The following is a 10,950-nucleotide window of genomic DNA, read 5'->3' on the forward strand; positions in this document are numbered from 1 at the left end:
CATGCAACGCCGACACCTTCTGCTGGATACCGATACGAATGGTGTCGCGACGATCACCTTCGACCGGCCCGAGGTTCATAACGCCTTCGATGACGAGATGATCGCCAGCCTTGCGTCCGTCTTCACCGAATTGCGCGGCGATGCCGGTGTACGTGTCGTGGTCATTGCGGGTCGAGGGAAGTCGTTTAGTGCGGGCGCCGATCTGAACTATATGAAACGCGCCGCGCAGTTTTCCCAAGAGGAAAACGTCGCGGATGCACTGCGCCTTGGGCGGATGCTGTTGTCGCTGCGCACCTTGCCAGCGCCAACCGTTGCGTTGGTCCAGGGCGCCGCTTACGGTGGGGGCGTGGGGTTGGTTGCCGCGTGCGATATTGCGGTCGCGGTCGAGGGGGCAAAATTCGCGCTGACCGAGGTCAAGTTGGGTTTGGTACCGGCGATGATCTCTCCCTTTGTCCTCGATGCCATCGGATCGCGCCAGGCGACCCGGTACTTCCACACCGCGGAGCGCTTCAGCGCGATCGATGCACAGCGGATCGGTTTGGTCCACGAAGTCGTCGCAGACGAATCTGCGCTCAGTGAGAGTCGCGCGCGAATCGTCGGCGATCTCCTCGCGGCCGGCCCCGAGGCGAGCGTCGCCGCCAAGAAACTCGTTGCCGATGTTGCTGGCCGCCTAATCGACGAGGCAATGCTCCAGGACCTGGCAACTCGAATCGCGGCGCGCCGGGCCGCCGATGAAGGAATCGAGGGTCTTTCGGCCTTCTTGGAGCGAAGACCTCCCCAATGGGCGCGTTAGGGTGAGAGCGCCGGCGATTAAGGCGCTGTTGGTCGCCAACCGCGGCGAGATCGCCTGCCGGATATTCGACACCGCCAAGCGCCTCGGCATACGGACAATTGCGGTCTATTCCGACGCCGATGCGGCAGCACGGCACGTTCGCCGTGCCGATGACGCCCACCGTCTCGGACCCGCTCCGGCGGGCGAAAGCTATCTGCGGATCGACCGCTTGCTGGAGATCGCCGCGCGTGCGGGCGCGGATGCCGTTCATCCAGGCTACGGCTTTCTGTCCGAAAACGCCGACTTTGCCCAGGCCTGCGAAGACGCGGGTCTGACTTTCGTCGGGCCACGCGCGGACGTTATCTGCTCGATGGGGTCCAAGCGGGTTGCGAAGGATGTAATGCATCAGGCGGGCGTCCCGGTTGTGCCGGACTACCGGGGAACCGACCAATCGCTTGAAGCCTTTGCGGCACAGGCGGCCGTCCTCGGTTACCCGGTCCTGCTGAAGCCGGCCCACGGCGGCGGCGGCAAAGGTATGCGCCGGGTCGACCGCGACGCGGATCTCGATCAGGCGCTGCGCGCCGCGAAGCGCGAGGCCATGGCATCGTTTGGCTACGACGAGATACTGGCCGAGAAGTACCTTCACAACCCGCGCCACGTCGAGGTTCAAGTCTTTGGCGACACGCAGGGGAACGTCGTGCATCTCTTCGAGCGCGATTGCACGCTACAGCGGCGGCATCAAAAGGTTATCGAGGAAGCGCCCGCGAGCTTTTTGGAGCCGGCGGTTCGCGACCGCTTGCACGCCGCCGCGGTTCGGGCGGCGACCGCCGTTCACTACACCAATGCAGGCACCGTCGAATTCCTCGTGGAGCCCGATGGAACCTTCTATTTCATGGAAATGAACACGCGGATCCAGGTCGAACACCCGGTGACCGAGGCGGTTACGGGTCTGGATTTGGTCGAATGGCAGCTTCGGGTCGCTGCGGGAGAGGCGCTACCCCTAGCGCAATCGGCCATTTGCGCCGGCGGCTATGCGATCGAGGCGCGCATCTATGCGGAATCGCCTGACCGCGGGTTCCTGCCTTCGCCGGGGCGACTGTATACCGTCGTTTGGCCGCATGGCGCGGACGTCCGGATCGATCGCGGAATCGACGCCGGCGACGTCGTCACCCCTCATTACGACCCGATGATCGCCAAAATGACCGTACTGGGAGCGACCCGTGACGCCGCGCGCCGCGGACTCCTCGACGCCATCCTTGCGACGCGAATCGAGGGGTCGGAAACTAACCTAGCCTTCCTAGCAACGTTGCTGTGCCGGCCAGCGTTCAAGAACGCCGCGACGGATATCCACTACATCGATCGGGAACTGCCGTCGCTGGTGGCAGGCGCCGATCAACCGGCAAGCGAGTCGGTCGCCGCTGCGACGTTGTTTTTGACGAATGATCGGACCTCGGAAGAGTCCCGCGCCGAGGATCCGTGGGATGACCGGCGGGGATGGCGATTGAACTTGCCGCCGCGCCGCGCGCTCCACATTTCGCAACCCGGCGGTGTGCAAACGGCGTTCATCGAAGATATGGAGGCGGGGCGTTACAGATTGATCTGGAACGGCCTGCTCGCGGTGATCGATTCTGTCGAGACCGCTGGGCATACCGTTTCATTTCAGCTTGATGACCGTCCTCACACTGTCCTTGTCGTGAAGACCGCAAGCAGCGTGTACGTTGTCGACGAAGGTCGGGTCGATCGCCTGATGTTGGCCGATCCGTTTGCGCCCACCGGTACGACAGCGGCTTCCGGTGGTGTGGTGGTGGCGCCGATGCCGGGCAAGGTAACGCAGGTTTTCGTACGGACCGGGCAAGCGGTCTTGACCGGCGACCGGCTTGCGGTTGTCGAAGCAATGAAAATGGAACACGTCCTGCGCGCGTCAATCGACGGCACGGTATCGGGCGTGGAGGTTGGGGAAGACCAATTCGTCGATGAAGGAGACGTCCTGGTCGTCCTAGAAGCCGGGGATCAATAGTCGGCGAGAAGCGGCCCGAATCCGTGAACTTTGTCGTCGATCCCGCTATGGCGTAGCGCGTGCCAATAGCACGCCGTGTTGATGGCAATAACGGGTTTCTTTAGCCACAGCCAAGCTTCGCCGGCGACTTTGGCGTTGGCGAGCCCGGTGCCCACCTGCACGATCGCATCGGGGTTGCTGGCGTTGACCTTTAGGGTCGCCTCGCGCAGGGCGGTTTCGCTCACATGACAAATCTCGGCAGGCATGCCGACGTTAAAGCTGAATAGATCGGTGACGTCGTATCCGGCCTCGTTGAAGAAACGTCGGACCCGTTCGTCGCCCAACGGCTTATGCGGCGTGATGAGGGCTATCTTCTTGATATTCCCAACCTTTTTGAGCGCTTCCAAGATCGCGTTGTTGCCCATCGACATCTTGATGGAGAATTTCTTCTCCAGTCGGTCCAGCATGTCGAGGCTACCCTGGAGGCCTTCCCAAAACGCTTCCAACGATAGGCCGTTAACGACGTAGTCGGGATTGCACGTCATGACGCGCTCGACCGCCGCGTCGATTCCTGCGCGCATTCGTTCGATGTGGGCGATGAAGTCATCGTCGGACCCGAGCTTTGCGTCGGGAATGGCGATGCGCGAAACGTGGTTGGTGACCCCCGGCGGTTGCATCGCGGCAAACTCGGTTTGGACGACTGTGTTGGTAGAGGGAACGACGACACCGATCTTGAGGCGGTGGCCAAGGGAGTCAGTCATGCGAATCCTCGTGCGTTGAACCGGTTAGCGCGGTTGTATCCATTGTTAGGTATGCAGGTTCTAGGTGATTGAGTCAGCGCGCTCGACTGATTTGAACATCGCAGTCCGAAGCAAGAATGCGCGCGCCTTGTCCGGATCGGCCGCAGTCTCACGCCATTCCTCCTGACGTCTCTGACGCACTGCCGGATCGCGCTCTTCGAGATCTTTCTTGTTCTGTGCGGTTTGCGCCAAAAGATACTCCTCGGCGACCGTGCGCCGTTGGCGGTCATAGAGTCCAAAGACATCGTTGGAGGCTCCGCCCCGCATGACCGTCCCCATTTTTTCGGTAAGATTGAGGGCGTCGTGAATGCCGAAATTCAAGCCCATGCCGCCCAACGGGTTGTTGATGTGCGCGGCGTCTCCGGCCAGAAACATGTTCCCGTCGGCAAAGCGACCGGCAATGCGTTGATGTACCTGATAGATGTTTTTATGGACGATCGGGAACGTGCCGCCGTCGGGGTGGGGGAGAACGGCCTGTATCCGCGCCTGACAGGAGTCGTCGTCGAACGCTTCGGCTTCGGTCGTCCCCAGGGCTACCGGGGAAACCACGCGCCAGCGCCCGGGCGGGCCGTCTGCCGGCACTTTGAACATGGAGTACCAGCGCTTTGGATCCGCGATGTAGCAAGTCCCGCGGAAGCCGTAGGGAGCGTAATCGAAGGGCGTTGTCAGGACGAGAAAGCGTTCCTCGAAGGTATGCCCCTCAAAGCTCACTCCCATCGCGTGGCGAACGGCGCTTCTTCCGCCATCGCACCCGATGAGGTACCTGCCCGTTACCTCCTCCGGGCCATCGGGGCCTTCGGCGGTAACCGAAACCCCGCTTGCATCCGAGCGGGCCGACAGGACCGTACGTCCCTTGCGAATCTCGCATAGATCTGAAGCTTCGATCTTTGCCAAAAGCATTTGTGCGTATTTGTGCTGTTCGCAGTGGAGTCGGTAGGGGTACCGGGTTATGTCGGCAAGGGATCCGAGGTCGAATTCGGCGACCAATCCTTCCTTCAAGTCTCGGAACTGCCATTTGGCGACTTCGAGCCCCATTGCATGGAGTTCGTCCGCGACGTCGAGTTTCTCGAGAAGTTTCATCGTCGGGGGGTGGAAGGTCGATGCCCGCGGCTCGGTCGGGACGTCGGCGTAGGATTCCAACATCAAAACGTGAATGCCCTGCCGGATCAGGGCGTAGGCGGCGGTGAGACCGACAGGCCCTGCGCCGGCGATAACAACCCGATTATTCTTGTTTTGCACGTTCACCACGCTTTCCCAATTTCTTTGGAGACTACGAATGAATCCCCGACGCGCTCCAGGATCGATCCCGTCTTGCCCGCTCCGCGCGCACTGCTAGTCTAACGCCGTTATGCCTCTGAACATCCTCAAGCTAAGCGTCGGTGTCGATGACGTCGATCAATTGCGGGCCATCCAGGCTCGCCGCTTGAAGCAAGAGGGCACGCTCCGCCACTTCACCCGACACCGTCCTCGGCGCGCCGACGAGATCGTCGAAGGGGGCTCGATCTATTGGATCATCAAGGGATATGTCCAGGTCCGCCAGCAAATCGTTGGGATCGAGACCGCGTCCCACCCGGAGGGTAAACAGTGTGCCTTGGTCCTCAGTCCGGATCTTGTCCCGACGATGCACCAGCCCAGGCGACCCCACCAGGGGTGGCGGTATCTAGAAGATCGCGATGCGCCGGCCGATGCGGTTGCCGGTCGGGACTCAGATAGCGACGCCCTCCCGGCGCCGCTGGTCCGCACTCTGAAGGAAATCGGCGCGTGGTAGTTAGAAACGGTACCCAAAAAGGGTGCCGAAGAAGTATTGCCCGTCCGACTGCGAAATCGGGCTATCGGCGGCCTCGCCGATCAGGAGAGTGCCCCGGATCATACCGGACACAAACACCCGCTCGCTGATGTTGTAGACCACGGTGGCGTAGCCGCCGACATCCGAGAACCCGCCGCCGTCGGCGCTGAACAGCGCTCGGCCTGTGCCCGCGACTGTCGAATCGAAGTAGGCCTTGGTGTAATCCTTGCTCGCGTAGTGGGTCACGCCGCCAAGGATAAGATTCGATTTGTCGCTCAACCGCCCACCAACCGCCAAGTCGAACGACGCGACAAACCCCTCGTGGCCGTTCAAACCCTTGCGCAGGTCGCCCTTGAATCGCCAGGGCCCGTTCGTCGTCTCAAGGAAAGCCCCAAACTCGATACCGGGATCGACATCGGGGAGACCCGTGAGAAACGTACTGTCGGAGGAATCGCGCCCGCGATCGTAGGTAAAGCGTGGCCCGAACTTCAGCCCCGAGCGGCGGTAAAGATTCAGACCTGCGCCGCGCTGGGTGCTGAGGAAGTAGGCCCCGCGCCACTCTACATCGACGAGCGGTAACGCGCCGATCTCGTAATCGTTCGCACCGATGAATTCTGGAACGAGGCCAAGGCCGCCGCCGACGACGCCCTTCCAATCGCTTTGCCTCGAAAACTCGATCGACGTGTCGGTCGCGCCGGCCAACTGGGATTCGTAGCTGCGGGTGCCGCCGACGTTCGCGGCGAACGCTTGCGAGGCCCCAAAGGCGATAACAATGGATGTGGCGATCAGTCGTAACATGGTTCATTGGCCCTTCGCTGATTGGCGCCAACCTAGCGGTTTCCCCCATAGCGGACAAGAATCGGCATGGTCCTAGGCGGTCGCGCCGATGGCGTCCGCAACATAGCGGCCAATCGCTAACGAAGAGGTTAACCCAGGCGACTCGATGCCGAACAGGTTGAATAGGCCCGCAATCTTGTGTTCTTGCGGTCCCTGGATCGCGAAATCTCCGGCCGCTGCGCCCGGTCCGACGATCTTCGGCCGCACCCCGGCATAACCGGCGTAGAGGGCGCCCGGGGCCAGGGCCGGGAAATAACGGCGAATGCTCGTTTCGAAGGTCGAGACGCGATCGCTATCGACGCGGTAGTCGATGGTTTCGACCCACTCGACATCGGGGCCAAAGCGCGCTTGGCCGCCGAGGTCGACCGAATAGTGCAGGCCAAGGCTGGCGCTTGTTGGCAGTGGGTAAATCAAGCGGTCGAACGGCGCTTTGCCGTCCAAGATGAAGTAGCTTCCCTTGGCAAGATACTGGGGCGGGATCAGGTCGGCGTTGAGCCCGCGGACGGCGCTGGCGACGGCTTGTGCATGGAGTCCGGCCGCGTTGACCAAAGTGCCGCAATCGAGTTCAACAGCGTCGGACTCGGCGGTTTCGACCTGGACGCGAAAGCCGGTCGTGGTTGGGGTCGCCGACTTGAACGTTGTCCGCAGCGCCACGACGCCGCCGGCAGATTCGATGTCGCCTTCGAGGGCAAGCATGTACTGGTGGCTATCGACGATGCCGGTTGAGGGCGACACCAGCGCCGCGTGACACCGGAGCTGGGGTTCCAAGGCTTGGGCCTCGGCGCCTTCGATTAGCCGGAGGTCGGCAACGCCGCAGGCTATGCCGTTGGCCTGGATTTCCCCGAGGCGTTCCATTTCCGACGCCTCCGCCGCAACGATCAACTTACCGCATTGGCGAAAGGGAATGCCGCGGTCGCTGCAGTAGCGGTACAACAGTGCTTTTCCCTCGACACAAAGCGCGGCCTTCTTCGATCCAGGTGGGTAGTAAATCCCTGCGTGAATGACTTCGCTGTTGCGTGAACTGGTGACGCTTCCGATTCGGTCTTCTTCTTCGAGGACCACAACGTCCCGGCCTTGTCCGGCGATGCTCCTGGCGACGGCCAGTCCGACAACACCGGCGCCGATCACTATGCAATCAACGTAGTCGGTCATGGACGATCTCGGCGCTGCGCTCCCTGTGCGGCAAAGGTGTCACGAAAGCTTGACCTGCTTTGATTTGGGCCGCTCTCGGGTGAGGGTCAATGTAGGCGATGTCCCCGGTGGCTGGAATAGGAACACACGATGATGAGCACGGTCTTGCGCGCGGCTGCTGGCGCCGTCGTTTGCGCCACGGTCTTGGTTGGTGCGGCCGCCGCCGATCCATCGGTGTGGCGCCACGAGTGGCCGTCGACGGACTTCTCCCGAACGTCGGTCGAGTTCGACGAAATCCTCTCCGGCGGCCCGCCGAAAGACGGCATACCGGCTATCGACTGGCCGCGGTTCATCGACTTGGCAGAGGTCGCTGGTTACCGAGACTTCCGGATCGAACCTACCGAGCCGGTCGTTGGCGTTACCGTAAACGGCGAAATGCGGGCTTATCCGTTGTCGATTCTGATGTGGCACGAAATCGTCAACGACGACTTGGGCGGCGTGCCGATCTCGGTGACGTTTTGTCCCCTTTGCAATGCAGCGGTCGTATTCGATCGGCGGCTCGACGACCGGGTTCTCGATTTCGGCACGACCGGTAAGCTGCGCAATTCGGATCTCGTGATGTACGACCGCCAGACCGAAAGCTGGTGGCAGCAGTTCCTTGGCGAAGCCATCGTCGGTGAATTGCTCGGGAAGCGGCTTGCGGTCCTCCCTGCACGGCTCGAGTCATGGGCGAATTTTGAGGCGCGTGCGAACGATGCCGCAACGTTGCTAGTGCCGACCAACGCGGCGTTGAGACGGTACGGCGCCAATCCCTATTCGGGGTACGACTCACTTTCGACGCCGTTCCTTTATCGGGGTGTGGCGCTGGAGACGCTGAAACAGGTAGGGGTTGCGCCGCTGGCGCGGGTGATCACCGTCGATCGAGAGGGCAACAGCACAAAGGCCGCGTGGTCCCTGGATCTGCTTCGTGAGCGTGGTCGGGTCGAGACCGACGACGGCTTCGTCATTACCTGGGAACCCGGGCAAAACTCTGCGCTCGATTCCTCTTCGATCGCCAGGGGCGTCGATGTCGGCAACGTCGTCGTGCAGCGACGAACCGGGGACGGTGCGCTGGTCGACTATCCCTACGGGATCGATTTCGCCTTCGCTTACAAAGCGTTCTTTCCAAACGGCCAAATCATCTTGGATTAAGCTGAATTCATCCCCTGTGGCGCGCGTGAACCGACCCTATATAGTGGGGTCGGTTGAATTAGAGACGCCATGGTTCAGAAACCGCGAAATACCCCGACGAATCCTGCGCGGACCGGTGTCCAGGCGTTCCTCGATAAAGTCGCTGTGACCCCGGTCGCGCCAACCGCGGGCCGCGGGCGCTTGATCTTTGCGCTCGATGCTACCGCGAGCCGAGAGCCTATGTGGGACCGTGCGTGCCACATCCAGGCTGAAATGTTTCGCGAGACAGCGGCATTGGGCGGCCTAGAGATTCAGTTGGCCTACTACCGGGGTTTCGACGAATTTGCAGCGACCCCATGGATAGCCAGTTCAGCCGATCTTATTCGCCGCATGACCTCGGTGTTTTGCCTAGGCGGGCATACGCAGATTCGCAAGGTGCTAGACCACGCCGTTGCCGAAACAAAACGTCGCAAGGTGAACGCGGTCGTGTTTGTCGGCGACTGCATGGAGGAAAGTGTCGACGATCTTTGCCATAGCGCCGGCAAATTAGGTGTACTCGGCGTACCGGTGTTTCTTTTTCAAGAGGGTGCCGAGCCGATCGCGGATATGGCGTTCCGGCAAATCGCCAAGCTCACACGCGGCGCACATTGCCGCTTCGATGCGTCGAGCCCGAATCAACTCCGCGACCTCCTCAACGCTGTTGCCGTCTATGCTGCGGGTGGGCGGCGCGCCCTTACCGACTTCGGCCGCAAGTCGGGTCCCGACGTTCGGCGTCTCACCAGCCAATTGAAAACATAGAATGTACTGGCTTCTGATTGGTTTCACGGTGCTTGGTACGCTGTTCCTTATGGCGCGCTGGTTTGTGACCGCCGAACCGCGCGAGATCCTCCGCGCCGGGCGGTGGCTTGCGGTCCTTGGCGGCGTTGCGTTTTTAGGATTTCTGGCGTCGCGTGGGCTTTGGGGCGCGATGTTCCCGTTGCTGATGGCCGGGTTCATGTACTACCGGCGTCGCGCTAAGCGGGCGGCGTTTACGCGGGCGGCCGATCCGGCGGATGCGGCGCGCACGGGTAAGACCTCCGAAGTGCGGACTGCGACGTTGCGCATGAACCTTGACCACGATACCGGCACCCTCGACGGCAGCGTCTTGCAGGGACGGTTTGCCGGTCGCGACCTCGGCGCGTTGTCGGAAGCCGAACTCATTGCCCTCCTTGAGGAGTGCGGTCGTACAGACTCGGAATCGGCGCAACTTCTAGAGACCTATTTGGATCGGCGCCTCGGTCCGGCGTGGCGGGATAGGCACGACCATGCGGCGGATACCGCGCCGTCCGGCCCCGGCGCCATGTCCCGCGCCGAAGCCTTTGCGGTCCTCGGTTTGGAACCTGGCGCCAGCGACACGGAGATCCGGCAGGCCCACCACAGGCTGATGAAAGGGATGCATCCCGATCAGGGCGGGTCGACCTTCCTCGCGACGAAAATCAACCAGGCGAAGGATCTTCTCCTGGGAAAAGGCTAAACTTGCCTGGCGGTCGGTCGCGTGGCACAAGAACCCGCCTTTCTGCCCCGCCGGAGCCCGCAATACATGACTGCAACCGTGCGCAAAGCCGTTTTCCCCGTGGGGGGGCTCGGGACGCGTTTTTTGCCCGCGACGAAGGCGCTGCCCAAGGAAATGCTGCCCATCGTCGACAAACCGCTGATCCATTACGCGGTGGAGGAAGCGCGGGCGGCCGGAATCGAAGAGTTCATTTTTGTCACCGGCAAAGGCAAAAGCGCGATTGAGGACCATTTCGATCATTCGTCGGAGCTAGAGGCGCTGTTGCGCTCGCGCGGTAAAGCGGAAGCTGCCGCGAGTTTGAGCAGTTGGTTACCGGCACCGGGCAAGGTCGCCTATACCCGCCAACAGGAGCCGCTTGGACTGGGCCACGCCATTTGGTGCGCGCGGCACTTCATTGGCGACGAGCCCTTCGCCGTTCTGCTGCCCGACGATATCTTCTTGGCTGAGGTTCCCTGTCTCAAGCAGATGGTCGACGCCTATTCCGGCCGTGGCGGGATGGTTGCAGCGGAGATCATCGAGGGAGCCGACATCTCCAACTATGGCGTTCTCGACGTAGCGGGCGGGAATGGGAAGGTCGTGAACGTTCGCTCGCTGGTCGAGAAGCCTAAGCCCGCAGACGCGCCATCGAATTATGCGGTCGTCGGGCGCTACATTATGACCCCGAGAGTCTTCGAGTATCTTGATCGCCAAGAAAAGGGTGCCGGCGGCGAAATCCAGCTAACCGACGCGCTCTCGTGGTTAGCCTCGGTCGAGGAATTTGCCGGTATCGAGATCGAAGGCGAGCGCTTCGATTGTGGCCAGCGGTCGGGATACCTTCGCGCCAATATCGCCTTTGGACTTCGACGGGCTGACTTACGCGACGGTCTAATTCAGTACATCCGGAGCTTAGACCTCGGTGCATAACAG

Annotated in this window: 11 protein-coding genes; 7 read left to right on the plus strand and 4 right to left on the minus strand. The window is 61.6% G+C overall.

The features are described from left to right. Position 1 precedes the first annotated feature (1 nt). Together RID42_17590 and RID42_17595 are read left to right on the plus strand one after the other, a co-directional pair. Positions 2–793, plus strand: a complete 792-nt coding sequence (locus tag RID42_17590) for an enoyl-CoA hydratase-related protein (protein ID MEQ8249491.1) — start codon at positions 2–4, stop codon at positions 791–793. 1 nt (position 794) lies between these two features. Then, positions 795–2,789: a biotin carboxylase N-terminal domain-containing protein gene (locus tag RID42_17595; protein ID MEQ8249492.1), complete on the plus strand. Its 1,995-nt coding sequence runs from the start codon at positions 795–797 to the stop codon at positions 2,787–2,789. Here RID42_17595 and RID42_17600 read toward each other — a convergent pair. Together RID42_17600 and RID42_17605 are read right to left on the minus strand one after the other, a co-directional pair. Then, positions 2,783–3,529, minus strand: coding sequence for an arylmalonate decarboxylase (locus RID42_17600; protein ID MEQ8249493.1), 747 nt, complete (start codon positions 3,527–3,529; stop codon positions 2,783–2,785). The two genes, RID42_17595 and RID42_17600, sit on opposite strands and share 7 nt — an antisense overlap. Before the next feature lie 60 nt (positions 3,530–3,589). Further along, positions 3,590–4,813, minus strand: a complete 1,224-nt coding sequence (locus RID42_17605; protein MEQ8249494.1) for an FAD-dependent monooxygenase — start codon at positions 4,811–4,813, stop codon at positions 3,590–3,592. Between the two features lie 103 nt (positions 4,814–4,916). Here RID42_17605 and RID42_17610 point away from each other — a divergent pair, with 103 nt between their 5' ends. Continuing rightward, the gene (locus tag RID42_17610; GenBank protein ID MEQ8249495.1) at positions 4,917–5,336 is read left to right on the plus strand and encodes a DUF1489 domain-containing protein; all 420 of its coding nucleotides are present in this window, start codon (positions 4,917–4,919) and stop codon (positions 5,334–5,336) included. On the opposite strand, the gene RID42_17615 is transcribed toward RID42_17610, so the two are convergent. Together RID42_17615 and RID42_17620 are read right to left on the minus strand one after the other, a co-directional pair. After that, the gene (locus RID42_17615; GenBank protein MEQ8249496.1) at positions 5,337–6,152 is read right to left on the minus strand and encodes a MipA/OmpV family protein; all 816 of its coding nucleotides are present in this window, start codon (positions 6,150–6,152) and stop codon (positions 5,337–5,339) included. Positions 6,153–6,224: 72 nt separating this feature from the next. Continuing rightward, positions 6,225–7,343, minus strand: a complete 1,119-nt coding sequence (locus tag RID42_17620; protein ID MEQ8249497.1) for an NAD(P)/FAD-dependent oxidoreductase — start codon at positions 7,341–7,343, stop codon at positions 6,225–6,227. Positions 7,344–7,472: 129 nt separating this feature from the next. On the opposite strand from RID42_17620, the gene RID42_17625 reads away from it, so the two are divergent. The 4 genes from RID42_17625 (at position 7,473) to galU (ending at position 10,947) form a co-directional block, all read left to right on the plus strand. Next, complete coding sequence (locus tag RID42_17625; protein MEQ8249498.1) at positions 7,473–8,513, plus strand: DUF3179 domain-containing protein; 1,041 nt, start codon at positions 7,473–7,475, stop codon at positions 8,511–8,513. A gap of 69 nt (positions 8,514–8,582) precedes the next feature. Next, positions 8,583–9,290 carry a VWA domain-containing protein gene (locus RID42_17630; GenBank protein ID MEQ8249499.1) on the plus strand — a complete coding sequence of 236 codons (708 nt, stop codon included), beginning with the start codon at positions 8,583–8,585 and terminating at the stop codon, positions 9,288–9,290. A 1-nt stretch (position 9,291) separates the two neighbouring features. Next, complete coding sequence (locus RID42_17635; protein ID MEQ8249500.1) at positions 9,292–10,005, plus strand: molecular chaperone DnaJ; 714 nt, start codon at positions 9,292–9,294, stop codon at positions 10,003–10,005. Between the two features lie 66 nt (positions 10,006–10,071). Then, a complete protein-coding gene (gene galU / locus RID42_17640; GenBank protein MEQ8249501.1) occupies positions 10,072–10,947 on the plus strand; it encodes a UTP--glucose-1-phosphate uridylyltransferase GalU in 876 nt (291 codons plus the stop codon). Positions 10,948–10,950 lie beyond the last annotated feature (3 nt).

The sequence above is a fragment of the Alphaproteobacteria bacterium genome (assembly GCA_040216735.1).
Lineage (GTDB): Bacteria > Pseudomonadota > Alphaproteobacteria > SHVP01 > SHVP01 > CALJDF01.

Excerpts from the sequence above, each read along its gene's own strand:
- RID42_17590 (MEQ8249491.1), top strand. The coding sequence starts at position 2 with ATGCAACGCCGACACCTTCTGCTGGATACCGATACGAATGGTGTCGCG.
- RID42_17600 (MEQ8249493.1), bottom strand. The coding sequence starts at position 3,529 with ATGACTGACTCCCTTGGCCACCGCCTCAAGATCGGTGTCGTCGTTCCC.
- RID42_17610 (MEQ8249495.1), top strand. The coding sequence starts at position 4,917 with ATGCCTCTGAACATCCTCAAGCTAAGCGTCGGTGTCGATGACGTCGAT.
- RID42_17615 (MEQ8249496.1), bottom strand. The coding sequence starts at position 6,152 with ATGTTACGACTGATCGCCACATCCATTGTTATCGCCTTTGGGGCCTCG.
- RID42_17620 (MEQ8249497.1), bottom strand. The coding sequence starts at position 7,343 with ATGACCGACTACGTTGATTGCATAGTGATCGGCGCCGGTGTTGTCGGA.
- RID42_17625 (MEQ8249498.1), top strand. The coding sequence starts at position 7,473 with ATGATGAGCACGGTCTTGCGCGCGGCTGCTGGCGCCGTCGTTTGCGCC.
- RID42_17630 (MEQ8249499.1), top strand. The coding sequence starts at position 8,583 with ATGGTTCAGAAACCGCGAAATACCCCGACGAATCCTGCGCGGACCGGT.
- RID42_17635 (MEQ8249500.1), top strand. The coding sequence starts at position 9,292 with ATGTACTGGCTTCTGATTGGTTTCACGGTGCTTGGTACGCTGTTCCTT.
- galU (MEQ8249501.1), top strand. The coding sequence starts at position 10,072 with ATGACTGCAACCGTGCGCAAAGCCGTTTTCCCCGTGGGGGGGCTCGGG.